This is a genomic window from Kitasatospora sp. NA04385 (assembly GCF_013364235.1).
Classification (GTDB): Bacteria; Actinomycetota; Actinomycetes; order Streptomycetales; family Streptomycetaceae; genus Kitasatospora.
This window is the reverse complement of the sequence record NZ_CP054919.1, coordinates 3,788,320-3,813,598: the sequence shown is the minus strand read 5'-3', so window position 1 is coordinate 3,813,598 and position 25,279 is coordinate 3,788,320. Positions and strand designations below refer to the sequence as shown.

At 70.7% G+C, this 25,279-nt stretch carries 23 protein-coding genes; 10 read left to right on the top strand and 13 right to left on the bottom strand.

The annotated features are described in order from the left end of the window. Positions 1 to 8 precede the first annotated feature (8 nt). Genes HUT16_RS16980 through HUT16_RS16955 form a run of 6 tightly spaced genes read left to right on the top strand, consistent with a single transcriptional unit; the run spans position 9 to position 5,950 of the window. Positions 9 to 1,208, top strand: coding sequence for a glycosyltransferase (locus HUT16_RS16980; RefSeq protein ID WP_176189005.1), 1,200 nt, complete (start codon positions 9 to 11; stop codon positions 1,206 to 1,208). Beyond that, entirely contained in the window at positions 1,205 to 2,248 is a 1,044-nt protein-coding gene (locus tag HUT16_RS16975; RefSeq protein ID WP_176189004.1) for a radical SAM protein, read from the top strand. The genes HUT16_RS16980 and HUT16_RS16975 overlap by 4 nt, the downstream gene beginning before the upstream one ends. After that, positions 2,241 to 3,893: a pyridoxal-dependent decarboxylase gene (locus tag HUT16_RS16970; protein WP_176189003.1), complete on the top strand. Its 1,653-nt coding sequence runs from the start codon at positions 2,241 to 2,243 to the stop codon at positions 3,891 to 3,893. The genes HUT16_RS16975 and HUT16_RS16970 overlap by 8 nt, the downstream gene beginning before the upstream one ends. Before the next feature lie 5 nt (positions 3,894 to 3,898). After that, positions 3,899 to 4,696 (top strand): hypothetical protein, encoded by a 798-nt coding sequence (locus HUT16_RS16965; RefSeq protein WP_176189002.1) that lies wholly within the window; start codon positions 3,899 to 3,901, stop codon positions 4,694 to 4,696. Beyond that, on the top strand, positions 4,689 to 5,423 hold the full coding sequence (locus HUT16_RS16960; protein WP_176189001.1) for a sulfotransferase: 735 nt from the start codon (positions 4,689 to 4,691) through the stop codon (positions 5,421 to 5,423). The genes HUT16_RS16965 and HUT16_RS16960 overlap by 8 nt, the downstream gene beginning before the upstream one ends. Further along, a complete protein-coding gene (locus HUT16_RS16955; RefSeq protein WP_176189000.1) occupies positions 5,420 to 5,950 on the top strand; it encodes an adenylyl-sulfate kinase in 531 nt (176 codons plus the stop codon). The genes HUT16_RS16960 and HUT16_RS16955 overlap by 4 nt, the downstream gene beginning before the upstream one ends. A 7-nt stretch (positions 5,951 to 5,957) precedes the next feature. Here HUT16_RS16955 and HUT16_RS16950 read toward each other — a convergent pair whose 3' ends face one another. Together HUT16_RS16950 and HUT16_RS38240 are read right to left on the bottom strand one after the other, a co-directional pair. Next, entirely contained in the window at positions 5,958 to 6,815 is an 858-nt protein-coding gene (locus tag HUT16_RS16950; protein ID WP_176188999.1) for a methyltransferase domain-containing protein, read from the bottom strand. Between the two features lie 114 nt (positions 6,816 to 6,929). Further along, positions 6,930 to 7,646: a tyrosine-type recombinase/integrase gene (locus tag HUT16_RS38240; protein WP_254897840.1), complete on the bottom strand. Its 717-nt coding sequence runs from the start codon at positions 7,644 to 7,646 to the stop codon at positions 6,930 to 6,932. 1,195 nt (positions 7,647 to 8,841) lie between these two features. Here HUT16_RS38240 and HUT16_RS16940 point away from each other — a divergent pair. From HUT16_RS16940 to HUT16_RS16930, 3 genes are all read left to right on the top strand, one after another. Continuing rightward, positions 8,842 to 9,204 (top strand): hypothetical protein, encoded by a 363-nt coding sequence (locus HUT16_RS16940; RefSeq protein ID WP_176188998.1) that lies wholly within the window; start codon positions 8,842 to 8,844, stop codon positions 9,202 to 9,204. A 33-nt stretch (positions 9,205 to 9,237) separates the two neighbouring features. Further along, complete coding sequence (locus HUT16_RS16935) at positions 9,238 to 9,444, top strand: hypothetical protein (RefSeq protein ID WP_176188997.1); 207 nt, start codon at positions 9,238 to 9,240, stop codon at positions 9,442 to 9,444. Positions 9,445 to 9,568: 124 nt separating this feature from the next. Then, entirely contained in the window at positions 9,569 to 9,817 is a 249-nt protein-coding gene (locus HUT16_RS16930; RefSeq protein ID WP_176188996.1) for a hypothetical protein, read from the top strand. Positions 9,818 to 10,221: 404 nt separating this feature from the next. On the opposite strand, the gene HUT16_RS16925 is transcribed toward HUT16_RS16930, so the two are convergent. The 5 genes from HUT16_RS16925 to HUT16_RS38235 form a co-directional block, all read right to left on the bottom strand. Next, a complete protein-coding gene (locus HUT16_RS16925) occupies positions 10,222 to 10,701 on the bottom strand; it encodes a hypothetical protein (protein WP_176188995.1) in 480 nt (159 codons plus the stop codon). Between the two features lie 86 nt (positions 10,702 to 10,787). Beyond that, the gene (locus HUT16_RS16920) at positions 10,788 to 11,672 is read right to left on the bottom strand and encodes a hypothetical protein (protein WP_176188994.1); all 885 of its coding nucleotides are present in this window, start codon (positions 11,670 to 11,672) and stop codon (positions 10,788 to 10,790) included. A 711-nt stretch (positions 11,673 to 12,383) separates the two neighbouring features. After that, positions 12,384 to 13,670 (bottom strand): MFS transporter, encoded by a 1,287-nt coding sequence (locus HUT16_RS16915; RefSeq protein WP_176188993.1) that lies wholly within the window; start codon positions 13,668 to 13,670, stop codon positions 12,384 to 12,386. A gap of 7 nt (positions 13,671 to 13,677) precedes the next feature. Beyond that, a complete protein-coding gene (locus HUT16_RS16910) occupies positions 13,678 to 14,361 on the bottom strand; it encodes a pyridoxamine 5'-phosphate oxidase family protein (RefSeq protein ID WP_176188992.1) in 684 nt (227 codons plus the stop codon). A 155-nt stretch (positions 14,362 to 14,516) separates the two neighbouring features. After that, positions 14,517 to 18,035 carry a BTAD domain-containing putative transcriptional regulator gene (locus HUT16_RS38235; protein ID WP_254897839.1) on the bottom strand — a complete coding sequence of 1,173 codons (3,519 nt, stop codon included), beginning with the start codon at positions 18,033 to 18,035 and terminating at the stop codon, positions 14,517 to 14,519. 292 nt (positions 18,036 to 18,327) lie between these two features. Here HUT16_RS38235 and HUT16_RS16900 point away from each other — a divergent pair, with 292 nt between their 5' ends. Further along, a complete protein-coding gene (locus HUT16_RS16900; protein ID WP_176188991.1) occupies positions 18,328 to 19,617 on the top strand; it encodes an NAD(P)/FAD-dependent oxidoreductase in 1,290 nt (429 codons plus the stop codon). Between the two features lie 162 nt (positions 19,618 to 19,779). Here HUT16_RS16900 and HUT16_RS16895 read toward each other — a convergent pair whose 3' ends face one another. From HUT16_RS16895 to HUT16_RS16870, 6 genes are all read right to left on the bottom strand, one after another. After that, entirely contained in the window at positions 19,780 to 20,865 is a 1,086-nt protein-coding gene (locus tag HUT16_RS16895) for a tryptophan dimethylallyltransferase family protein (RefSeq protein ID WP_254897838.1), read from the bottom strand. Positions 20,866 to 21,132: 267 nt separating this feature from the next. After that, on the bottom strand, positions 21,133 to 22,455 hold the full coding sequence (locus HUT16_RS16890; protein ID WP_176188990.1) for a cytochrome P450: 1,323 nt from the start codon (positions 22,453 to 22,455) through the stop codon (positions 21,133 to 21,135). A 15-nt stretch (positions 22,456 to 22,470) separates the two neighbouring features. Beyond that, on the bottom strand, positions 22,471 to 23,082 hold the full coding sequence (locus HUT16_RS16885; protein ID WP_176188989.1) for an ATP/GTP-binding protein: 612 nt from the start codon (positions 23,080 to 23,082) through the stop codon (positions 22,471 to 22,473). Further along, a complete protein-coding gene (locus HUT16_RS16880; protein WP_176188988.1) occupies positions 23,057 to 23,437 on the bottom strand; it encodes a DUF742 domain-containing protein in 381 nt (126 codons plus the stop codon). Before HUT16_RS16880 ends, HUT16_RS16885 begins: the two co-directional genes overlap by 26 nt. After that, complete coding sequence (locus HUT16_RS16875; RefSeq protein ID WP_030457517.1) at positions 23,434 to 23,835, bottom strand: roadblock/LC7 domain-containing protein; 402 nt, start codon at positions 23,833 to 23,835, stop codon at positions 23,434 to 23,436. The genes HUT16_RS16880 and HUT16_RS16875 overlap by 4 nt, the downstream gene beginning before the upstream one ends. Continuing rightward, positions 23,832 to 25,091: an ATP-binding protein gene (locus HUT16_RS16870; RefSeq protein ID WP_176188987.1), complete on the bottom strand. Its 1,260-nt coding sequence runs from the start codon at positions 25,089 to 25,091 to the stop codon at positions 23,832 to 23,834. The genes HUT16_RS16875 and HUT16_RS16870 overlap by 4 nt, the downstream gene beginning before the upstream one ends. Between the last annotated feature and the right edge of the window lie 188 nt (positions 25,092 to 25,279).

Sequence of the window (25,279 nt, the reverse complement as noted above, 5' to 3'; positions counted from 1 at the left end):
GCGCAGACGTGCGGATCCTTCTGACCACCCACCGGTTCGCCGGCGACGACGCCGGCGGCACGGAGATCCTGGCCGACGACCTCGCCCGCGCCCTGACTGCCCGCGGCGTGCACGTCAGCTGGCTCGCGGCCGGCGAACCACCGCCCCCGCACCGCCGCACGGCCGGCGAGTACCTGAGCCTGCCCGTGGCGTTCACCGGCGACTACCCCGTTGGCTGGCGCGTCCAGGAGACGGAACAGGCCCACCGCGTCGAGCAGTTGCTCGTCGGACGTCCTGGCGTGGATGTCGTGCATGTCCTGCACTTCAGCCGCATCGGCCTGGAGTTCCTCGGCACCCCGTCCCTGGCCGGGGTGCCGGTGGTCGCGACGTTGACCGACTACACCACGGTCTGCCCCGATCACCAGCTCGTTGTCAGGTCCGCCGGTACGCAGTGCACGGCGACCGCACCCACCCGGGACTGTCTCGAATGTCTGAATGCCCCCGCGAACGCCCACGGCGACGTGGCCCAGTGGCGGGCGCGGAACATTGCCTGGCTGAACGACCGGGTCAAGGCTTTGTGGACCCAGACGCCCTACCAGGCCGCCGAGCTGGCGAAGGCCGGCGTCGACGTGGGCAAGGCTGTCCGCGACCGCGCCTACTACGGGCTGCCCGACACCTGGGCTCCACTCGCAGCCAGCAGCGGAGACGGGAGGCATCTGCTGTTCCTGGGCAGGTGCTCGCCCGAGAAGGGCCTCCACCTCCTACTCGACGCCTACCGTCGCAGCCGCACCGACCTGCCGCTGCTGATCGCGACAGTGCCGGACGACGCCCCCTACGAGGAGCGGATGCGCGCCCTCGCCGCGTCGGATCCCCGGGTGCGCTGGCTTCCCCCGCACTCCCGTGCCGAGGTCGGTCCGGTGCTGGCCGACGCCCGGGCGCTGCTGGTGCCGTCGCAGTGGTGGGAGAACCACCCGTTGGTGGCGTACGAGGCACGGGCCCTGGGTGTCCCGGTGTGGTCCTCGGCCGTCCCGTCCATGCACCACCTCGCAGACGACCCCGGCGTCCACCTCGTCGAGGACTACCGCGATCCGGCCGCCTGGACCCGAGCGATCGACGCGGCCTCCCACCAACTGGCCCCTCGGATGCCGTCGTTCGACCGCAGGGTGGAGGAGTTCGCCCTGTTCGCCGACGAGACCGTCTCCGTCTACCGAAAGGCGGTGGCCGGGTGACACCCGAACACGCGCCGCAGATCACGGTGCCCGAGCGGTTCCGGAAGTTCCTCGTCACCGACGACTTCGACCGCTACGGCCTCACCCCCGGACAGCCAACCACCATGCCGCAGTACCTGCAGGTGGAGCTCACCGACCTGTGCAACCTCGCGTGCGCCGGCTGCCTTCGGGCCGTGCACGACAGCAGCGGTGGGCACCTGCCCCTGGAGGCGTTCGTCGCGCTCCTCGACCAGCTCCCCGACCTCGGCCACGTCTCCTTCGTCGGCGGCGGAGAGGCACTGATCGTCCGCGACTTCGCCGCCTACGTGAAGGCATGCACCGACCGCTCCGTGTTCACCTCGACGAACACCAACGGCCTGCTGGTGCGCCGCCGACTCGGACCGGTCCTGGACGCCGGGCTCGACCTGATCGCCATCAGCGTCGACGGCACCGACGACGCCACCCTCGGACGGATGCGCTCCGGGCTGCGCCTGTCCCAGCTGAGCACGGCCCTGCGCGAAGCGGTCGCACTAACCCAGGGACGGAAGACCGGACTGTCCGCCGCAGTGACGCTCTCCTCGGCGAACCTGTACCAGTTCCCGGCGATCGTCGACTTCGTCGCCGACCACGGCCTCACTCGCGTCAGCGTGGAGAGCCTGCACCACTGGGGCGAGGACAAGACCCTCAATACCGAGTCCCTGTTCGCCCTCCCCCCGGGCGACGTCGTCCCGCACCTCGAGGCCGGCCTCGCCCGGGCCGAGGAACACGGCCTGCAGCTGTCGATCTTCGACTACTCCCGCCTCGCCTCCCCGGCCGCCGCGAACGCCGTCTGCCCGTGGCCGTGGGACGCGAGCTACCTCACCAAGGACGGCGACGTCACGCCGTGCTGTGTCCACATGGAGTCCAGCCCCGGCAACGTGCTCGGCAACATCCACCAGACGCCGATCGCCGAGATCTGGACGGCAACGCCCTACCGGTCACTGCGGGACTCCTTCCTCCAAGGCCCCGCCTGGTCCTCGTGCGAAGGCTGCGTGTATCGAATGGAGTTCGGACGTGCCTGACCCCCAACCGCCCGCCCTGCTGAGCAACCGTCCCCGGGACGACAGCCGCGCGCTGCTGCACCGGGCGGTCGACCTCGGACTCGACTTCACCACCGGCGAGCTCCGCGACCACCTCGTCCTGCGGCACGCGAGCGTCGGCGAACTCATCGACCGCCTCGCCAGGCCGATCCCCCACACCGGGACCAGCGACGACCGGCTCATGGACTCCCTCGCCGAGATCGCCGGCTGGTCGATCTCCCAGGCCGACCCGCGCTACCTCGCCTTCCCTGACACCGGCGACAGCATCGCCGCCCTCACCGCGGACATCGTCGCCACCTTCCTCAACCAGAACCTGATCGCCTTCGACCGCAGCGCGCCCGCCGCCAGCGTGATCGAAGCCCAGCTGATCACCTGGCTGCGCGAACTCATCGGCTACAAGGCCGCGCCGCTCACCGCCTACCAGGGACTCGCCTCGCTCGGCGGGATGTGGACCTCCGGCGGCAACATGAGCAACCACATCGCCATCGCCGCAGCCCTCGCCCACACCTACCCCGAAGTCCGCCACCGCGGCCTGCGCGCCATCCCCGAGCAGCCCGTGATCCTCCTCGCCGGCGGCGTCGAGCACTTCTCCTACCTCGCCGCCGCCCAAGCCCTCGGCCTCGGCACCGACGGACTCCTGTGGGCGGACGCCACCCCCGACTTCACCAGCGACCCCGCCTCGATCGCCGGCCTGCTGGCCTCACCGCAGCCCGGCAAACGGATCTTCATGGTCGTCGGCGTCGCCGGGAACTGCCGCACCACCGGCATCGACGACCTGCAAGCCCTCGCCGACCTCTGCGCCCAGCACGGCGTCTGGTTCCACGTCGACGCCTGCCACGGCGGCAGCCTGCTGTTCTCCGAGAAGCTCAAGGTTCAGCTCGCCGGCATCGAACGCGCCGACTCCGTCGCCCTCGACCCCCACAAGGGCCTGTTCGTCTCCTACCCCTCCAGCTACGCCCTCTTCCGCGACCCGACCGTGCTCGGCCACTTCACCCGCTACCCGGACCGCGCCGACGACCCCAACTGCCTCGACCTCGGGCTGATTACCCCGTTCTACGGATCCCGCGGCTTCGAATCACTCAAGCTGTGGGCCCTGATGAAGCACCAGGGCACCGACGGCATCGGCCAACTCGTAGAAGCCCGCCAGGCCACCTACCAGCGCATGGTCGACCTGCTGGAGCGCACCGGCACCTTCCGTCTCCTCGGCACCTCCGACTTCTACCGGTGCGCCTTCGTCTTCCTCCCCAACCCAGTTGCCCACGCCCTCCAAGAGGCTTACAGCCGGCCTGAACTCCACGGGGCGGTACGCGCACTCGTCTCCCGCTACACCGCGGCCTTCGCCGACCGCCTCTACCGCAGCGGCACCGTCGTCTTCGACCTCTTCGCCCTCCAGGACCTCGCCGACCGCATCGGACTCGGGACCACCGCCAAGTACCAGGTCATGGGCATGTGCGTCGGCCACCCCCACATCCCCGACGACATCGAGCGCGGCATCGAACAGGCCATCCTCGACCACTCCCAGGAACTCACCGCCGCCATGCTGAACGACGCCCGCGCACTGCTCACCACCGCAGCCCCGCCCGACGGCGGTGCCGCGGCGGACGTGACCGGACCGGCAGGGTGGTGACCCCGGTGGCCTACCCGCCCGCTTTCACCATCGCCTACCTCGTCCACAGCGACGTCGAACTCCTGCGCCGCACAATCCCCGCCACCCTCGACGCCCTGTGCCGGGGCACCCGTCACCCCTACGACCTGGTCCTCGTCGTGGACGGCGCCGAGAACGCCCCGATCGAAGAGATCACTGAACTCGCGCACTCCACCTGGGGATTCGACGAGGTACGGCTGCGCTGGCGCACCCGCCACCGGGCCTCCGGCGACCAGGCCAACAACATCCACACCCACTTCGTCACCGACAAGAGCCGATTCCTGATCACCATCGAGGGCGACGTCGTCGCCTTCCGCGACCCCAACGCCACCGACGTCCTCGCCGAGATCGCCGACACCTTCGACCGCTACCCCCAGCTCGCCCTCGCTCAGCGCATCGACGACCACGAATGCTGGCAATGGAAACTCGAAGACGCCGGCCCCGTCCTCAGCGCCGAGGTCCGCTCGGTCAACCGGGTCTCCTCCCACTTCCTGATCTACGACACCCACCGCGCGCGTCCCGTCATGGCCGCAGCTGGCGGCATCCCCGGCGACCGGTTCCACGACGACGGCCAAAGCTGGCTGAACTACGAGGACTGGCTCTCCCACACCTTCGCCCACCCCGCCGGGCCCGGCATCGGCTACCTGCACCAGCTCCCGCTGCGGATCTTCCACTGCGACGAGAAGACCACCCCCGGCTCAGCCCACTACCGCCGCGACCTCGAAACCCGCCTGCGCGTCTTCGCCGAACGCGAGCACCAGGTGAAGAAGGAGTTCCGTGCCTGACCAGCGCCTCGTCCCCGCACCCGTCTTCATCCTCTCCCCGATCCGCTCCGGATCGACCCTGCTGCGCTGCCTGCTCGGCTCCCACCCCGACGTCCACGCCCCGCACGAACTCCACCTCGGTGGCCTCACCGTCACCGTCGACGACGAGTTCACCGACCTCGCCATGCGCACTCTCGGCCTCGGCCGCCAGGACCTCGAACACCTCCTGTGGGACCGGCTGCTGCACCGTCAACTCACCGAAGCGGGCAAGACCGTGCTCGCCGAGAAGTCCCCCGGCAACGTCTTCATCTGGCAGCGCCTCGTCGACTGCTGGCCCGACGCCCGCTACATCATCCTGCGCCGCCACCCGGTGGCCATCGCCGACTCCATCCGCCGCGCCGGCGACGCCACCGACCTCGCCGAAGCCGCCGTCACCGTCGGCAAGTTCGCCACCGCCCTCGCCGAAGCCGCCGCCCACGTCCCCACCTCCGTCAGCGTCACTTACGAGCAGCTGACCGCTGAACCGGAAGTCACCTGCAAGACCCTGTGCGAGTACATCGGCATCCCCTGGGAGCCGACCATGCTCGACTACGGCCGCCACGACCACGGCCCGTTCGTCTACGGCATCGGCGACTGGTCATCCCAGATCGCCTCCGGCCGGATCCAGGACGCCACCCCGCCTCCGGCCGACGTGACGATCCCGCCGCTGCTCAAGCACTGGTGCGAGAAGTGGGGCTACCCCGCGTGAAGCACCCACCAGCCTCCGCGGTCTTCTGGCTCATGGGCCTGCCGGCTTCCGGGAAGACCACCCTCGCCCGCCGACTCCTCGCCCACCTTCAACACGAGCACCGCGACTGCGTCCTGTACGACGCCGACGAACAGCGGGCCACCGGCATCCTGCGAGACCTCGGCTGGTCCCCGGAAGACCGCATCGCCACCATCGAGGCGCTCGCCCACGCCGCCCTCCGGCACCCGATCGGCATCGTCACGCTCGTGACCTCCACGCCCGCAGAACGGCAGCTCGCCGCCGACCTCCTCGGCGAACGACTTCACCTCATTCACGTCCGCGCACCCGAACAGCTCCGGCACGCCCGCGACGCCCTCCGACCGACACCCGCCTACCGCCCTACCCCCGCTCCTGATGCACCCGAGCTCTCCTGGACCGACCCCGAACACCCGGCGCTCACCCTGGACACCACAGCTCCGCTCGGCCTCTCGGAGAAGGCCATCTGCTCGTTCGCCGACAACGTGCTCCGGCGCCGCACCGTGCCGTAGCCGTCCGTCACGCTGCGGCGGGAGGCGTCGACGCCCAGCGCTCCCCGTGCCCGGGCAGGATGCCATCGTGAGTCGGCGGAGCGGTGCCGCCGGCCAAGCGCTCCTCGCTCGGGCGCTCGGCGACCGCGATGAAGGCCAGCTCGGAGAAGAAGAACCCGCCCAGGCGATCCGCCTCCCGCACCGTCGCGAACCACTTCTCGACCTCGGCCGCGCTGACCGCGCCTCGGCCATGCTTGTCCGCGGACAACAACGCCTTTCGGATCTCGCCGATCCTGGCCTCCGCGTGACCCGACAGCTCGGTCGACCACGTCAACAGCGGCTCGACGCTCACCAGCCTCAGCGCACTCCGCGCCAACAGCAGCCCCAGCTTGCGGCCGATTCGCCCGTCCGCGTGATCCATCCAGTTCTGCACGTCGTCCGCGTATGCGTGACAGACCCGCCGATCAAGGTCCGCATCCGCGCCGGCGATCACGAGAGAGTCGAAGTCGACGTGCGCAAGGACCGCCCGCCCACCCGGCCGGAGAACGCGAGCGATCTCTGCCAACAATTCATCTGGATCCGGCAGGCACTCCACGGTGTTGTACGACAGCACGGCATCCGCACTCCCATCCCCGCACGGAATGGCGGATCGCAGGTCTGCGGCAAGCGCCACCAGCGTGCCGGGGTGGCCCTGAAGGTTCTGCCGCGCCTGCCCGAGGAAGGCGGGAGACCTGTCGACTCCGATCAGCGTGGCATCCGGGGCTAGACGGCTCAGCGAGAGCAGCGTCGGGCCGGAGCCGCAGCCAAGGTCGATGATCCGGCTGTCGGCCATGGGCGCGATCAGCTCCGCCAACCGCGAATGGATTGCCTCTGCGCTGTCGGACAAGGCACGGCCCCTCTCCCGCGTACCGAGCTGCAGGCAAGACCGGCGAAACGCCTGCCACGTATGCGCATATTAGGTGCAAACATGCACTAATCGCCTTTTGGGAGATCGTCGGACTCATGGTGTTGTTCGGTTGCGGCCTGCGCTGCGGCGGAGGTCGGCGAGGATGCGGTGGTCGAGTTTGTCGGCGAGTTCGCGTTGGCGGTTGTCGGTGGAGTGCTGGTAGCCGATGGCGGCTCGTGGGGTGCTCTGGCCCATGCGGACCATGAGGTCCTTGAGGCTGACGCCTTCCTGAGCGAGGAGGGTGTTGCCGGTGTGGCGTAGGTCGTAGAAGGTGAAGTTCTCCGGCAGGTCGGGGACGTTGGCGCGGGCCTTGTGGAACTTTCGGCCGAAGGTGGAGCGGCGGAAGGGGGCTCCCTTCTCGCCGACGAAGACGAGTCCAAGGGGGCCGGGTTCGGCGTAGCGGTCCATGTGCAGGTGCAGTGCTTCGTCGAGGATGGCGGGCAGGTGGACGGTGCGGGTTCCGGCCTCGGACTTGGGGCGGCCGGTGGCGCGCCTGCCGTTGAGGAGTTCGGGCGAGGCGGAAGTGATGCGGATCAGGCGTCGGGGGACGTCGATGTCCTCGCGCCTGAGGGAGGCGAGTTCTTCGGGGCGCAGGGTGGCGAACCCGCCGAGGAGGACGAACAGGCGCCACCGTTCGCCGACGGTGTTGGCGAGCGTGAAGACCTGGGGGACAGTGGCGGTGTGGCGTTCGGCCGGGTGCTCGCTGCCGGCGCCGCGGATGCGGCACGGGTTGCGGGGGAGTGTCTCGTCGTCGGCGACGGCGGTCTCCATGATCGCCTTGAGGAGCCGGTAGGCCTTAGCGGCGACTGATTCACCTTGTTTGTCCAGTTGTTCGGAGTTCCAGTGCCGGACTTTCGCGAAGGTGATGCGGGTGACGGGTGTGCTGCCGAAGGTGGGCAGGATGCATGCCTTCAGCAGGCGCTGGTAGAGCCCGCGGGTGGTGGCCGCGAGGGGGCGGTTGTCGATCCAGTCCTTGGCGTAGTCCTTGAACAGGACGCCCTTGAGTGGGGAGGTGATGGGTGCGCGGCGGCCGTGGGCGAGGTCAGCCTGAACGAGTGCGAGCCAGGTCAGGGCGTCGAGCTCGGTGTCGAAGGTTTCCGGAGACCGCTGTGTCCGGCCGTTGCGGTCGGTGTAGGTCGCGCTCCAGCGGCCCGACCTGTATTGGCGGGCGTTGCCGAAACCGGCGACGTGCCTTCTGCTTGCGAGGCATGGCAGACCTTCTTGGAGGACTCCACCGAGCCCTGGGTCGGTGGGGCGGCAGATGCCCGGAGCACCGATAGGGCAGGCCGACTGGCCGTGCTGAGGTCTTCGGGCCGTCGGCGCTCTTGGCTGGGGAAATGTTCCCCACCGTCATTATATGTCGCGTTCATGCCGCACGGGAGGAGCCTCTCGGTCTCATTGCTGCGCGCCCAGGGGAAGTGAAGCGCTGTGAGCATCGATCAGGTGGCCCGGTGGCAGCCTTGCTCGCCGAGGAGCGGTCGGTGTCTCATAGCCGTTCGGTCGGTTACGCCAGGGCATGATCGAGGTGACTCCAAGACGGCGAATCGAAGCGGCCGTGGAGCGTCGTGTGCGACTGTTGCGCGAGTAGGGGCGGTATGTCGGGGTCGGTGCCGGTCAAGGATTCCATGATCCGCGGCGCTCCGGGGTGGGGCCTGCAAGGCTTGTGACCTGCGGAAATGCCCGATTCGGGGCAAAAGCTTCCCAAGCTTAGAGCGCGAGTTCGATTCTCGTCACCCGCTCCAGCAGAGAGCCCCAGGTCAACGACCTGGGGCTTCTTCATTGTCTGGACCAATTCCGGGACCGCGTGTCCTCTCGGAGCCCGTGACAAGGACGTCTTCGTCTGGGAGAAGCCTCCGATCATCCGAGTCGGCTCGGACCGCTTCGCGCGGTACCGCCGAGACTCGGGCAAGCGGCGTTCCAGGCCGAGGTGGAATCGGCCGGCCTCCAGCGGCGCCAGGAGATGTTGGTGCTTGCCGAGGTACAGGCACCGGCATGGGTCGCTGAGTGGTTCAGCAGCGAAACCAGGGGGCTGGTCTTCGTCCGGCGTCGGCGCACCCGGACCGAGAGCTACCCCACCCAGCTCGCCAAGTTCCGCGAGGAGACGGAGGCCCGGATGCCGACGCCGGAGAGGGCGGCGGACCGCTACGTCTTCCCTTGCGAGTTCTCTGCCCCGAGTAGGAACACCGTGCAGATCAGCTCCACCTGCCAGCCGAGTTCGGACGTGCAGGCCAACGGGGACTTCATCCTTGCCGCCGAGCGGTTCGTCATCGTCCTGGACGGCGCCACGGCCATCGGCCTGCCGTCCGGGTGGGAGCGCAGCGTGTCGTGACTGGCGGGTCGCCTCGACGGTCGACTCGCCTGTGTGCTGATCGAGAACCCGGGGCTCGCCCTCACCGAGGTGCTACGCGAAGGGATCATCCGGGCCCGGGGCCTGTACGCGCAGTGCGACCTCACCAACCCGAACAGCCCGTCCAGCACGGTCGCCATCGTGCGCGAGCACAATGGGCGGTTGGACTGCCTCACCCTTGCGGACTCCCCATCGTGGTCCGCACCCACGGCGGCGAGGTGACGGCGGTGTTCGACGACCGGATGTCACCCTGCCCGCCTATGGCCGCGACTCCCTGAGCGTCCTGCGCAACACGGACGAAGGCTTCTGGATCGCCAGCACCAAGCCGGAAGCTGCGGACCGGGCCGTGACGGCGAGCTTCCCCCTTGCGGACGCCGAGAGCTTCGGCATAGTCACCGACGGCGTTTCGCGGCTCGTGGAGCGCTACGGCTGGACCTGGGAGCGGCTGTTGGACACGCTCGCCAAGCAGGGCCCCGAACGAGCCGTCCAAGCCATCCGTGATGCCGAGTTGGCCATCGAGCCAGGCACCTTCCGGGGCAAGCGCCACGATGACATGACAGCCGCCTACGGCCAGCTCGTACCCGGCGGGGAGTAGATCAAAAGGCAGAGGCAGTAGAGCTGTTACGAGTTCCACTACTTCATCAAGGCGCGCACAGCGCGCCAGCGCGGCCTTGGCCGATCGCCGACGCTCCTGCCTTCGCCCCACGCCAGCGGCGCCCCGGCCGCGTCGGCGGACGGGCGGCAGAGAGAGCAGGGGCCCCAAACTCCGCCGGGGCTGGGGCCGACGGCTCCACGATTTTACCCACCTGCCAGGACCGGGCCCCGCGTCGAGCAAGAACGGGGGGCCACTCGGCCACATTGCGGTCAGGCCCAAAAAGCCCTGACCGAGTCGCAACAGCTTACGGCCCCCCGATCATGCTCGACCCCAGACCAGGCAGGACACCGGCCAAAACCGCTCCGCCGCCCTAATGCACTCGCTCCTCCGGAAGTCTTCGGGACTTAGATTCCCGGATTATTTCTCCTGACAACTCGGACTTCTTCCGGGCCGCCACCAGACGCTCCATCATGGTCCGATACATCAATCAGAAGCCTGAATAGCCAAATCAGTCGAATTGTGCGCAGAATACCGAGGACCAGAACGGCTTCCAGTAGCCATCCTGCCCGGCCCAGATTTTCCCCAGAGTCATAAATCATGACAGCGAGGCATCCAATTGAAACTTCTGACATCGAAACCAGAATGCTAACCCAGTTACGGCGCAGGCTTGGGCCAAACCTGACTCTAATAAACGTCATTCGCCGTCCAGAGCTGGAGGCATATTGACTAATTGCAGCCGTGCCAAATCCGCCAATAATCGCCGCCACGGAAGCGACCGTCGCATAGATGCTCATGCGCTGATCTGCCGAGTTTTCGGCTAGCAAGTGCTTGCCGGAAATGAAACCGTGGGAGATCGTAATCGCCACCGCAAGCACCCAGTCCACCGTGGGGCGTTCGCCCCATGCGTTGTATATGGATGTCGTGAACCGCGCCCAACGAGCCATCACTCCCCCAATCGACTTCAGGGAGACTATGGCACGGCACTGACAGCGTCACGCAGCTCGCGCTCACACTCAGTAGCTACCTGCGTGATCGCTCTTACTGCCGCCTCATGCCAGGGGGCTCCACCCTCGCTCCGCCGCATCATCACTTGCCGCTGGGCAGTAATGTGATCAGATACAAAGTTGATCTTCTCTTCGATCAGGTCACCGTCGCCGTTGGGGAGGACGACATGAGCAATAGCCCGGTCTACGGCACCGCCCTCGCCCACCAGGCTCGCGTATTGGGAAATAAAACCTAGAACATCTTCTCTCAGTTGGCTTTCCCCGCGCGAGCGTCGAGTTCCTCGGCTGAAGGGTCCCTGCTTGGGAATCTTCATTGTTAGTGTAATTAGGGCATTTGGGTTATGCCTATGAGCCCGGCGAGACAAATCTCCGAGACCGGCTACGTCCGAATCCAGAAGATCCGGCCCTGGGCGGAGTCTCACCTCGAAGAAGTTAATCGCTTCGGCCCTCTTTAGCTTCTCGCGAGCATTTCTTCCGATGAGAGGGACTACTGCGATATCACGGTCAAGCCCAGAGTCCATGCTGTTCAGCCAACGCTGAACCGCGCTTGGCCGCGGGGCTGACATTGTTCCTTGTAGAACGCCGATGATATTTCCATAAGGCAGAAAGCTGACGACGGTTGTGTCAACGATGCTTCTATTCTCTTCTAGCTGCAGATGATCGATTCTTCCATGGACCCAATCGATCTGCTGAATGTCGCGGTCTCGAAGTCGAGCCACCCCTAGATGCATGCGTCCACCCGCTACCACGGGCTCGCCGAAATAAATATCTTCGGTGTCTCGATATAGGCGGCGCTCGGGGGGAATGTCTCCAATATTGGCCAGCACCGTTTGCCAGTCAACATTAGACATGCGTGCCTCGCCCGAGTCCTTTGGTCGGACAATCTCATAAAAGGCGACGGTCTTCTTTCGGTCAGATCCAGTCACAAGCCACCCCCTGGCAACGTGCGCGACGCCGCCCTGCGGCGCTTGGTCAGAAGTATGGTCGGGTTTGAGGCTTCTCGCTACCGATTGCGCCTAACTCAGTCACTCTCTGTCCAGATGGAGACGCCATCTCGCGGTCTGCCAGCCGCCTTGTCTGCCGATGTTTGATCGAAAGATGGTGTCTAGGACCGCGTTGGCCAGCTAAAACAGAGCACGCGTCTGTCATGGAGTCTGGCAGTCCAGTGATCGGCACCTGTGATGGCCATGGGGTGATCTCTCGGGGCGTCCTGCGGGGTCTGTCCTTACCTGCAGTTCGGGTCGTGACAGCGATGGGCCGGGAAGCAGTTCGCTCAGCTTGATCTTGGAAGCGGGATGACGGGTAGCGCTCCTTGCGTGCCCCATCCGTGTCTTACGAGGCGAAGACAGGCGGTCAGTAGCGGTCAACAGTTAGCCTTTCGATAGGCGTCGTAAAGAGCCTTCTGGCGGCATCTGTGCAGTTCAGGGTCCAGGCAAGCTGACTGGCTGTCGAGATTCCCAAGCTTAGAGCGCGAGTTCGATTCTCGTCACCCGCTCCAGCAGAGAGCCCCAGGTCAACGACCTGGGGCTTCTTCGTTGTCCGGGCGGGGGTGCGGGGAGGGGTCAACCGGGGTGCGGTGATGGGTCGTTGGGGTGGGCGGCGGGGCGGTCCGGGATGCGGGGGAGGGTGCGGACGGGGCGGGCGAGGAGGAGGGCGGCGGGGGTGAGCAGGGCGACCAGGGTGCCGGCGGCGAGGACGTGGGAGGTGCCGAAGGCGTGCGCGGCGGGCCCGGCCAGGGCGGAGCCGATCGGGTAGAGGCCCACCGAGCCGGCGACCTCGTAGGCATGGACGCGGTTGAGGACCTCGCCGGGCACCTGGGTCTGGACGGCGGTCGACCACATCACGCCCCAGACGCCGATGCCGGTGCCGACCAGCACCTGGGCGGCGGCGAGCAGCCAGACCGGGGCGTGCAGCAGGATGGCGAGGGGGTAGAGCGGATAGGCGAACATGGCGACCGCGCCGGCCGCGAGGGGGCGGCGGGGCTTGTAGCGGATGGCGAGCAGCCCGCCGGCCACCGTGCCCGCGCCCAGGGCGCAGTTGACCAGGCCGAACGCGGTGGGCCCGTGGGCGGGGACGACGACGCCCGCGGCGAGCGAGAGCTGCGGCCCCCAGGCGAGGACGGCGTAGACCATCCAGATCAGGATGACCCCCCACAGCCAGCTCCGGGAGCGGAACTCGTGCCAGCCGACGGCCAGGTCGTGCCGGAACGAGTGCCCGGCGGGCGGGGCGGGAACGGCGCCGAGGCGCAGCGCGAACAGGCAGGCCGCGCTGGTGGCGTAGGCGAGCGCGGACAGCGCCATCACCCAGCCGGTCGACCCGAAACCGACCAGCACGCCGGCCAGCGCCGGGCCGCCGAGGCCGGTGATCGCCTCCGAGGTGCGCAGCACGCCGTTGGCGCCCTGGACGTCGCGGGCGATCAGCGGGACGGTCGAGGCCGCGCCGGGCTGGAACAGGGCGTTGGCGGTGCCCGCCACCGCGAGCAGGGCGTACAGCTGCCAGAGCCGGTCGACGCCGTGCCAGAACAGGGCGGCCAGCAGGACGTGCGCGGTGAGGTTGGTCAGGTCGGCGACGATCATCATCCGGCGGGCGGTGAACCGGTCGGCGAGGACGCCGCCGAACAGCACCAGCCCGGCGAACGGGGCCACCAGGAAGGCCATCGCGTAGCCCGCGGTGTCCAGGCCGTGGCCGGCCGAGAGCAGCCCGGCCGAGACGGCGACCGGGAGCATCGCCCAGCTGAGCAGACCGGCGCTGCGGGCGGTGAAGTAGCGGCGGAAGTTGCGGGACCAGATGGCCGGTCCGGGGGCGGTCGCGGCCGCGGCCGCGGGGTGGTCGGTCAGGCCGGTGGGCACGGCGGGATCAGTCCTTCGGTCGGGAGGAGGGGTGCGCGCCGGTGGCGGCGGCGAGCTCGGCGCGCAGCAGGGCGTTCTCCCGCTCCAGCCGGGCCAGCCGGTCGCGGATCGGGTCCAGGACGTCGGCGAGTTCGCGCTCGGTGAAGCGCGGGGTGATGTGGTTGGGGCAGTTCCAGGCGTGCGCCTCGACGCTGATGGTGACGAGCTGCTCGACCCGGCCGTCGGTGCGCGGGGTGGCGAGCCGCCGGGCGAGGTCCGGGTCCCGGTCGGCGGGGACGGCGGTGGCCCGGCCGAAGACCTTCAGCCGGGCCTGCCGGGCGTGGTCGAGGAAGAACAGGGCGACCCGGCCGTCCCCGCCGCGCAGGTTGCCGGTGGTGAGGTACTGCCGGTTGCCGCGCACGTCGAGGTAGCCGAGGGTGTACGGGTCCAGCACGTGGACGAAGCCGGGCGGGCCGCCGCGGTGCTGGATGTACGGCCAGCCGTCCTCGTTGACCGTCGCGAACAGGAAGCCGTCGAGCCCCTGGACGAAGGCCGCCGCGGCGGCGCTGAGCGGTTCGGGCCCGTCGTCGGGTCTGTCGTCGGGCGCGTCGTCGGACGTGCGCAGCCGGCGCTCGGCCGCGGCGGCGCTGCCCATTTCCTGCTGGACGCGGCGCACGGAGGGCGTGCGGGCGAGTCGGTCGTAACGGCTCAAGGTGTCACCTCTGGGTCCGGTGCGGGTGAGGTGCGACCACCGTAAGGAGCCGGGCTGTGCGATCGGCCGGAGCGGAACCGGAAGGAGGAACGGGCGCTGCGGGTGCGCTGAGCTGCGGTGATGCGGCGGGGCGGAAGTTCCGCGGAACTTCCGGGTCAGCGCGGCGGGGTTCCGCCCGTCGCCCGGACGAGCAGCAGGGCCTCCCGGCGGTGCCGGACGGCGTCGGCGTCGGCACCGAGCGCGGCGGCGGCCAGGGCCAGGACGAGCCGGGTCCGGGTCTCGCCCGGGCGGTGGCCGGTCGCCCGGTGCAGGGCGAGCGCGTCGGCGCCGAGGGCCAGGGCGGCGTGCGGCTCGCACAGCCGGACGTGGACGCGGGCCAGGACGGTGAGCGCGTCGCCTTCGAGCACCCGGTACTCGGCTGCGCGGGCCAGCGCCAGGGCGCGTTCGGCGGTGCGCAGTGCGGCCCGCGGATCGGTTTCGATCAGGGCGGCGGCCAGCCCCGCCAGGGCGGCGGCCTGCGGGTGCCGGTCGCCCGAGGCCTCGGCCGACCGCAGCGCCTCCCGGTACGCGGCCGTCGCCTCGGCCGGGCGGTGGGCGCGGAGGTACGAGTCGGCGAGGGCGAGCCGGGCCCCGGCCTCCAGCGCCCGGCTGCGCCCGGCCCGGGCGGCGGCGAGCGCGCTGTGGGCCAGCAGCCGCCCGGTGGCGTGGTCGCCGAGGTCGGTGTGGGCACGGGAGAGGCAGCTCAGCGCGACGGCCTCGCTGAACCGGTTGCGGTGCCACCGGTGCACCGGCAGCGCCTCGCCGATCCCCCGGATCGCCTCCCCGGGCCGTCCGAGCGCCCGCTGCACGACGGCCAGGTTGGTCCGGGCGATGGCCTCCCGGTCGCTCGCCCCGCCGCTGTGACCGGAGCCGGTGGCGGTGGCGGTGGCGGGGCCGGAGCTGGTGGCGGGGGCAGGGCCGGGGCCGGAGTTGGTGGCGGGGCCGGTGGCGAGGACGCGGGCGGCCTGCGTGAAGTGCTCGGCGGCCTCGGGCAGACGGCCGAGCTTCCAGCAGATCAGGCCCAGCACGGTGATGTCGTCGGGGTGCGGGCCGCCGCGCCCGTCGGACCCACCGGACGCCAGGTCGCGGGGCGGGACGGGCGCAACGGGTATGAGCGGGCGGTGCGTCAACTCGTGCTTGGCTTCGGCGGGTTCCGCGTCGCAGACTCGGGTGGCGGTCGCGTTCGGATGCTGACGACCGGTCAATCCGCTGATGGTGGGCGGCTGCTCGACGTCAATCCATTGATCGCCGCCAAACTGCTGATGAGCGTCAATCAATGGATTGACGTCAACCGCCCCCGAGCCGCCATCACCGCACCCCCCGCCGCACCCCTCATCGCCCTCCGCCGCCAGCCCCGCCGCGTACGGGTGGAGCAGGCCGGGCAGCCGGTAGTGGCCGGGGGGTTCCTCCCGGACGAGGTGGGCGTCGGCGAGACGGTCCAGTAGGGCGGTGGTCTCGGTGGGGCCGGTGGCGGCGAGCGCGGTGGCGGTGGCGGCGGTGAGCCCGGCGGCGGGGGCCCGGCCGAGCAGGCGGAACATCCGGCGGGCGGGGGCGGGGAGGACGCGGTAGGAGTGGCCGAAGGCGGCGCGCAGGCCGGTGCGCGGGTCGTCGGCGAGGTCGAGCCGGGCGAGCAGGGCGGCGTCGGGATGGGCGGCGTCGGGGTGGGCGGGGGCGTAGTCGGCGAGGGCGGTGGTGCGGGTGGTCAGGTCGGCGGCGGCCAGGCGCAGGGCGAGGGGGAGGCCGCCGCAGGCCCGGACCAGGCGGTGGGCGGCGGCCGGTTCGGCGGCGACCCGGCAGGGGCCGAGGACGCTGCCGAGCAGCAGGGCGCCCTCGGCGGGGTCGAGCGGGTCGAGGGTGAGGCGGCGGGCGCCGTCACCGGCGACCAGGCCGGTGAGCCGGGTGCGGCCGGTGACCAGGACGGCGCAGCCGGGGGCGCCGGGGAGCAGCGGGCGGACCTGTTCGGCGTCGCGGGCGTCGTCGAGGAGGACCAGTAGGCGGCGGTCGGCGAGCAGGGTGCGGTAGAGCGCGGCGGCCTCGTCCGGGTCGGCGGGCAGCCGGTCGGGCGGGGTGCCGAGGGCGCGCAGGAAGCGGGCCAGCACCTCGTCCGGGTGCGGTGCGGGCCGAGCGGAGTGGCCGCGCAGGTCGGCGAAGAGCTGGCCGTCCGGGAAGCGGTCGCGGTGCCGGTGTGCCCAGTGCGCGGCGAGGGCGCTCTTGCCGATGCCGGGCGGGCCGACCACCACGAGGAGCGGCGGGCGGGCGGCCGGCTCACCGGGGTGGTCGAGGTGGTCGGGGTCGGCCGGGAGCAGCGCGTCGAGCGCGCTCAGCTGCCGGTGCCGCCCGACGAACGGTCCGGTGGTGGGCGGGAGTTGGGCAGGCTTCGGGAAGGCGCCGAGGGTGTTCGGGATACCCGGGGCGTTCGGGGCGTTCGGGGTGTGCGGCAGCGACTGGTGCTCCCCGGCAGCACGTGGTGGAGGCCACCCGGCGGTGGGCCCCGGTAGGACGCGCGGTTGGGCGTCGAGAGCGTTCGGGGCGTCCGGGGCGTCCGGGGTATGCGGCAGCGGCCAGTGCTCCCCGGTGGCGCGCGGTGCGGGCCGCGTGGCGGTGGGCCCCGGTAGGCCGCGTAGGACGCGTAGGTGGGCGTCGTGGAGTTCGGGGCCGGGGGTGACGCCGAGTTCCTCGTCGAGGCGAGTGCGCAGCCGGGTGTAGGTGTCGAGGGCGTCGGCCTGGCGGCCGCTCGCGGCGAGGGTGAGGATCAGCCGGGCGTGCAGCCCCTCGTGCAGCGGTTCGGTGTGGGCGAGTTCCCGCAGCAGCGGGACGGAGTGGTCGGGGCGGCGCAGCAGCAGGGCGGTGTCGGCGTGCAGCAGGGCGGCGCGGATGCGGCGTTCGTTGGCGGCGACCGCGGCGGGGTGCCGGCGCAGGGCGGGGTCGGCGTCGGCGAGGACGGGGCCGCGCCAGTGCCGCAGGGCGCGGGTGAGGTCCTGGTGGGCGGCGTCCGGGTCGGGGGCGTGCCACAGGCAGGTGGTGCGGGCCAGCAGGTCGTCGAAGCGGCCGAGGTCGGTCCGGTGCCGGGGCAGGCCGAGCCGGTAGCCGGTGGGGGTGCGGACCACGCCGGCCGCGGGGTCGTCCGGGTCGTCGGGGCTGAGCAGGCGGCGCAGTCGGCTGACGTGGGTGTGCACCAGGCTCTGCTGCGATGCGGGCGGGCCGGCCGGCCACAGGGTGTCGGTGATCTCCTGCCGGGTGGCGGCGGCGGGGTGGGTGAGTGCGAGCAGGCCGAGCAGGCGGTGCAGGGTGGGGCTGCCGATCGGGACGGTGTCGCGGCCGCGGCGCAGCAGCAGCGGGCCGAGCAGCAGCAGGGTGGTGCGGCCGGTCCCGGGGGCGTGGTCGTCCCGGGTGGCGGCGGTGCGCAGCGCGGCGGCCTGGTCGGTGGTCAGGGCGAGTGCGTCGGCGAGCCGGTGGACGGTGCGTGCGCGGGGCCGCCGGACCCGGCCGTGTTCGAGGTCGCGCAGGGCCCGGGCGCTGAGTCCGGCCCGGGTGGCGGTGGTCTGCTGGTTGATCCCGGCGCGGGTGCGCAGTTCGCGCAGCAGCGCCCCGAAACCGGACGGGTCGGCCGGATCGGCCGGTCCGTGCTCGGTCATGACGCCCCCTCGGTTCCGGACGATCAGTGTGGGCTCCGTCCGCCGCCCCGGGCAAGGCGATCGGGTGGGGAGGACGACCGCAGCCGACTCCAGGCGACTCCAGGCGACTCCAGGCGGCTGAAGACGGCTGAAGACGGCCGCAGACGGCTGAAGACGACCGCAGACCCGGGGCCCGGCCCCGGAACGTGCCCGGAAGTCCTCTGGGAAGGCATGTGAAGGCTGCATATGCTCTGAGGCATCAAGATCGCTGCCAGAGCGGTCAGTTCGAGTGCAACACTGCATGGAGGCCGCGGTGAGTGTCTGTGTGATCGGTGCGGGTCTGTCCGGTCTCGCGGCGGCGTACGCGCTGCGCGAGGCGGGGCTGGACTTCGTCTGCCTGGAGGCGGCCGCCGAGGTGGGCGGGGTGTGGCGGGACCGGGCGCCGGGGGAGCGGGGTCCGGCCTACCGGGCGCTGCACCTGAACACGGCGAAGGCCCTGACGGCGTTCAAGGCCTTCCCGATGGACGAGGACCTGCCGATGTACCCGAGCCGCCGGGACATGGCGGAGTACCTGCGGGCGTTCGCGGAGCGGGCGGGGCTGCTGCCGTACGTGGAGTTCCGCACCGAGGCGGTGTCGGTGCGGCAGGACGGGCACGGGGCGTGGCGGGTGGTGAGCCGGGACGTCCACGGGATGGAGAGCGTGCGGGTCTTCGACCAGGTGGTGGTGGCGTCGGGCCACCACACGGTGCCGCTGGTGCCGGACCCGCTGCCGCCGGGGGCGGAGTCCTTCACCGGCCGGATCCTGCACTCGATGGAGTACGCGGACGGTGCGGACTTCGCGGGCCTGCGGGTGGTCGTGGTGGGCCTCGGCGCGTCGGGGGTGGACATCGCGGTGGACCTGTCGCGGCACGCGGCGCGGACGATGGTCTCGGTGCGCCGCGGCCAGCACGTGGTGCCCAAGCAGCTGTTCGGCATATCGGTGGAGGAGATCGCGGTCGCCCCGTGGTTCACCGCCAAGTCCCTGCCGGAGCAGCAGGAGTTCATCGAGGAGGCGCTGCGGGTGGCGCGCGGCCCGCTGTCCGGGTACGGCCTGCCCGAGCCGGAGAACCGGATCTTCGCGACGCCGGTGACGATCTCGGACGAGGTCCTGAGCCGGATCCGGCACGGCGCGGTGCTGCCGAAGCCGGGCATCGAGTCGCTGGCGGGTTCGACGGTCCGCTTCACGGACGGGAGCACGGCGGAGGTGGACGCGATCGTCTACTGCACGGGGTACGGCTGGTCGTTCCCGTTCCTGCCGGCCGACCACCCGGCGGGCGGGCACGGCCCGGTGCCGCTGTACCGGCGGATGGTGGACGCGGAGCGGCCGGGCCTGTTCTTCCTGGGCCTGTTCCGCCCGGTGGGGTCGATCACCCGGCTGGTGGAGGCGCAGGCGCAGTGGTTGGTGCGGCTGGTCACCGGCGCGTCGGTGCTGCCCGCCGCGGAGGTGATGCGCAAGGAGACGGACGGGCACCTGGCCGGGATCGAGCGTCGCTACGGCCTGTCGGCCGGGTCCTCGCTCCAGGTCGACGTGAACGGCTACCTGCGGGAGTTGACGGGGGCTTAGGCCGCAGCGGAGGGTTCGGGGGAGGCTCGTGATACAGGGGGTCACGGGTCTTCTCCGACAGCTGCGGCCGTCGTCGGCCGTCGAGGGCCGCGGTGGGGCGCGGTGGGTCCCGGTGGAACGTGCCGGGCGCGGGGGTGCAGCGCGGCGGTCAGAGCACGGTGGTCAGAGCACCGGGCGCGGTCCGGTGGGCCGTTCGTTGGGCGGGCGGACCCGGTACGCCTCGGAGGACAGGTACGCGGTCAGCCGGGGGTCGTGGCCCTGCTGGTGCACCATGGCCAGGTAGGCGATCAGGCCGACGCCGTCCTCCAGCCGTCGCGGGGTGAGGGCGCCGAGCGCGTCGCGGAGCACGTCGGGGGCGATCCCGTACCGGGGCAGCAGCTTCTCGGCGCGGTCGAGCACCTCGCGGTCGTGGTGGGCGTAGTCGCGGACCGGGACGTGCAGGGTGAAGCCGCTGGGGCGGTCCGCCGCCGGGTCGGTGAAGGAGTGGCAGGCGAGCACGGGGCGGCGGTCGAAGACGCCGTCGTGCCCGGCGGGCAGCCCGGCGGCGGTGTACAGGAAGGCTTCGGTCTCGGCGGGCGAGGGGCCGCCGGCCATCCGGTCGAGCGCGCCGACGGCGGAGGCCCGCAGCCGGTGGTGGGCGGTGTACACCTTCAGCCGGGGGGCCGCCCAGTCGCCGAGGTCGAGGGCGAACAGCAGCAGCCGGTCGGCGGGCGGCAGGCTGTCGTACGCCCGGTGGTGGCCGAGCCGGTCCAGCGCCTCGCGGACGGTGGCCCCGGCCCGGTCGGGCCCGGCCGCGGCGGGGTTGAGGTAGGCCTTCATCCGGGGGGTGCCGCCGGCGGTCAGTTCCAGGGTGATCCAGAGCGCGAAGCTCCCCCGTGGGTCGTCGGGGAGGAAGAGGTCCTGGACCAGGTCGAGCTGTTCGGTGGAGATGCCCCAGCGCTGGGCGAGTCCGTGCAGCGCGCGCAGGCCGAGCCGGCTGCTCTCGGCCAGGGTGCCGAAGCCGCTGGAGGGTTCGAACAGGACGCGCAGCGAGGGGGCGGCGGCGCCGGGGGAGAAGGAGAGCGAGAACTCGACCGGGGTGTGGTCGTCGGAGAGGAAGGTCGGGGCGGCGGGCGGCAGGTCGAGCGAGCGGCGCACCACCGGTCCGAGCGCGTCGGTCAGGGCGCGGGCGTAGCCGGCGCAGTCGCCCGCGTCCAGGCCCACCAGCTCGCACAGGGAGAGCAGTTGACGGCCCGTGTGGCTGCCCACGGTCCGCCCGGAGGGTGCGGGTGGCAACAGAGATGTCCCCCGGCCGTGCGGCCGGGGGACATCGGTGCGAAGGGGACGACCGCCGGGGGCGGCTGGCCCCGGGAGGAGCGGGCTGCGGGTCTCGGCGGCGTCTCTGGATATGTGGTCCATGACACCCTCCTGTTCTCCGGTCATCGGCGCCATGGCATATGGCGCAGGCATTCGCGCTGATTACCCGGGTTTTTCAGGATTCATGCCGTAATCACGGCCACATAAGTGTTGCGAGAATCACCTGCTGAGCCAGTTGAGGAACTGGCTCCAACGCCCACCCTTCGCGGCGGGCTGCGCGGCCTTGGCCGTCTGGGCGGTCTCGGCGGCCTGCGGGCGCTGGTCGGAGGCGTTCGGGGTGAACCGGACGGGCAGCGAGACCAGGGCGCGGTTGAACGGGCCGGGCCGCCAGCTCAACGTCTCCTCGGGAACGGCCAGTTCGATGTCCGGCAGCTGGTTGAACAGGTTCTCCAGCGCGGTCATGGCGATCTGCCGGGCCGGGTCCTTGGACGGGCAGGCGTGCGGTCCGGCGCCCCAGGCCAGGTGGGCGCGGCTGCTGGCGCGCCGCTCGGCGGCCAGGATCGGGCTGCTGTTGGCGGCCGCGAAGCTCACCAGCATCAGGTCGCCGGCCTCGACCTTCTCGCCGGCGAACTCCCCGTCGGCAACCGGGTAGTGCGGGCCCATGTTGGTGATCGGCGGGTTCTCCCAGAGGGTGTCGTCGATCGCCTCGTCGATCAGGCCGCCCTGGTGCGCGTAGGCGTCGTGCACGAGCAGCCGGTGCAGGGTGTTGCCGAGCAGGTTGCCGAGCGGCTCGACGCCCGCGCCCAGCAGCAGGGCCAGCTGGTGCGTCATCTCCTCGTCGGTGAGCTTGGCGTGGTGCTGCATCATCCAGGAGGTGACGTCCTCGCCGGGGCGGCTGCGCTTGAGCGCGACCAGCTCGCCGACCGCGCCGTACAGCACCTGGGCGGACTTCTCGGCGTTCACGCCGTCGAACATGCCGGAGATGCCGAACATCACCCGGTCGCCGATGTCGGCCGGGCAGCCGAAGAGCTCGTTGAAGACGAACAGCGGCAGCTGCTTGGCGTAGGAGCTCAGCAGGTCGCTCGAACCGCGGTAGCCGAACTGGGCGATCAGGAAGTCGGAGATCTGCCGGGTGCTGCGGGCGAGCTTGCGCTGGTCGATCCGGGCCATGCTGTCGGTGATGGCCTGGCGCAGCCGCAGGTGCTCGACGCCGTCCGCGAACAGCACGTTCGGGCGGTGCAGCAGCAGTTGCAGCACCGGGCTGTCCATCGGGACGGCGCCCTCGTTGAAGGCCCGCCAGCGGCGGGAGTCCCGGCGGTAGGAGGTGGGGTCCTGCAGCAGCTGCAGGGCGGCCGAGTACTCGGTCACCAGGGTGGCGTCGACCCCGGGGGCGAGTTCGACCGGAGCGGTGGGGCCGTAGTGCCGCAGGTAGTCGTAGTAGGACTGCGGGTTGGCCGCGAACTCCGGCCCGTACAGCGGCACTCGGCCGCCGTGGGCCGGGCACCCGGGCGGGGGCACCGGGGCGGGGGAGTGAGTGTCCATGGCTGCGTGTTGCTCCTAGCTGGCGCGGTCCAGCAAATAGCGGACGAGAGTGGTGAGTGCGGCGGCCGACGACTTCTCGTTGCGCGCGTCGCAGGTGACGACCGGGGTTTCGTCGAGCAGGTCGAGGGCCTCCCGCAGCGCCCGCTCGGCGCGTTCCGGGTTGCCGTCGAAGTGGTTGACGGCGATGGCGTAGTCCAGCCCGTACTGCTCGATCAGGTCGATCACGGGGAAGGAGTCGGCGAGCCGTTCGGGGTCGACCAGGATCAGCGCGCCGAGGGCGCCGCGGGCCATGTCCTCCCACATCTGGACGAAGCGGGTCTGGCCGGGCGTGCCGAACAGGTACAGCACCACGCGTTCGCTGAGGGTGAGCCGGCCGAAGTCCAGCGCGACCGTGGTGGTGGTCTTGCCCCGGACGCCCTTGAGGTCGTCGACGCTCTCGGAGACCCGGGTCATGGTCTCCTCGGTGGACAGCGGTTCGATCTCGGAGATCGAACCGATGAAGGTGGTCTTGCCGACGGCGAAGTGCCCGACGACGAGGATCTTCACGGCGGTCTGGGTGGCGCCGCCGGCGACGTAGTCGTCGGTGGTCAGCCCGACCCGGTCATCCGAACTTGCGGTGAAGCCCATTGAGCACCTCCTCCAGAAGGTCCTTGTCCGCGTTCCGGGCCCTCGGGACCGGCGGACGGGTCATCAGGTGGCCGCCCTCGGTGAGCGAGGCCAGCACGATGCGGACCACGCCCAGCGGGAGCCGGGTGTGGCCCGCCACCTCGGCGACCGACAGGTAGCCGGCCGAACAGATGTCGAGCAGCCGCGCCTCCTCCGGCGTGAGCCGGACGGGGCGGCGGCCCTCGGCGGGGGCGGCGGTGACCAGGGTGATCAGGGAGAGCTCCTGGTCGTCGGGCAGCTCCCGGCCCTTGGTGATGACGTAGGCGCGGACTAAGTCCACCGGCTCGAACTCGAAGTCCTCGCCGCCCGCCTTCACCGGCGGACCCCGAGGTCCTCGCGGGGCGGCGCGGCGAGGAACTTGCCGAGCTGGCCCACGAGCTGCTGCATCCGGAAGGTGATGTCCTGCATGTCGACGTCCGGCAGCGCGGACACCCCCAGGTAGGCGCCGTCACCGGCGGAGATCAGGAACACCCAGCCGCCGTCGAACTCGACCAGGGTCTGCTGCCAGCGCTGGGTCGGGTTGTCGCAGAAGAAGCCGAGCGAGCGGGAGAGCGACTGCACGCCGCTCATCGCGGCGGCCACCCGGTCCGCGTTGTCCTTGTCGATGTCCCTGGTACGGGCCATCAGCAGGCCGTCGGCGGAGATCAGGACCGCGTGCAGGGCCCCCGGGATCTCCAGCGCGCTGTCGAGCATCCAAGACAGATCGTCGTTCACGAGAACTCATGCCCTTCACTGCTTGCACCGCGGGTGCTGGTCGTCTGGTTCGCGTCGTCCCGCTGGGTGGCGCGACCGGACCTGGTGCCGCGCTGGAAGGCCCCCAGGATCGCCGCGGTCTGCTCCCCGGAGCGGGACGCGGCGGCGGCGGGCGCTGCGGGCGCGCCGTAGGGGGCGGTTTCGGTGGCCGGGACGATCGCCATCGGCCGCTTGCGGCGGCGGATCGGCAGGCCGTCCTCGGTGGAGCCGAACGACTCGGTTGCCGGGGGAGGGACCGCGGCGGCGGGGAGCGCGGCCGGCTGCGCTGCCGGTCGCGCCACGGGGGCGGGCGCCTGGGCCGGGGCCTGGGCGGCCATCGGGGCGGACGCGGCAGGCGGCTGGGAGCGCCGGTCCGGCATGCCGGTCAGCAGTTCGTGCGGTAGCAGCAGGACGGAGCGGACGCCGCCGTACGGGGAGGCGGAGTCCACCGAGACCTCGAAGCCGAAGCGCTCGGAGAGCACGCCGATCACGGCGAGGCCGAACTGCGGCGGGTTGCCGAGGCCGCCGACGCCGTTGACCCGTTCGGTCGTCAGGAGCCGTTCGGCGCGGGCCCGTTCCTCGTCGTTCATGCCGACGCCGGCGTCGTCCACCACGATCACCACGCCCTTGGGCACGGTGCGGATGTTGATCTCGACGACGGTGTCGGGGCTGGAGTACGAGGTCGCGTTGTCGAGCAGCTCGGCCAGCGCCAGGGCGACCGGCTCCACCGCGCGGCTGGAGACGCCGAAGTCCACCTGGGAGAGGATCTCCACCCGGCGGTAGTGGCGGATGCGGCCCTGGGCCGAGCGCACCACGTCGTACACCGAGGCGACGTCGCGGTGGCGGCCGAGCCAGCCGCCGCACAGCACGGCGATGGACTGGGCGCGGCGGCCGAACTGCGAGTTGGTGTGGTCGACCTCCAGCAGGTCCTGCAGGATCACCGACTCGCCGTACTTGTCCTGCAGCCGGGAGAGGATCAACTGCTGTTCCGCAGCCAGGCCCTGGAGCGTCCGCATGGCGGACTTCAATACCGTTTTGGTTGCTTCGTCCGCTTGTTCCTGAGCGGAGGCGACCGACTGCGTATAGTGGTGCTCCAGGTCGGTGTAGTGCTCCCGGAGCCCGCCAATCTCCTGTCGGAGTGCCGCGGCTGCCTTGCGCTGGCGGACCACGACAAGGACCGCGGCGGCCAGGACGAGGAAGAGAACCCAGAGCAATGGGTTCGCTGTGTATTTCGTCATAAGACTCTCTTCAGGCGACTGGCGGCCGACTGCTGAATCCCCGTCATCGCAGGGTGAACCCGCCGCTCCCCCAAGCGGGATGATCGTATCATCGGGCGAATAGGTGAACGATCGTCAGCGTCGATGTGAAGATCCGTCTCATCCCGGGTGGACGCGGGTAGTTGGAACCCCAGGTCAGTGCCCTGTTG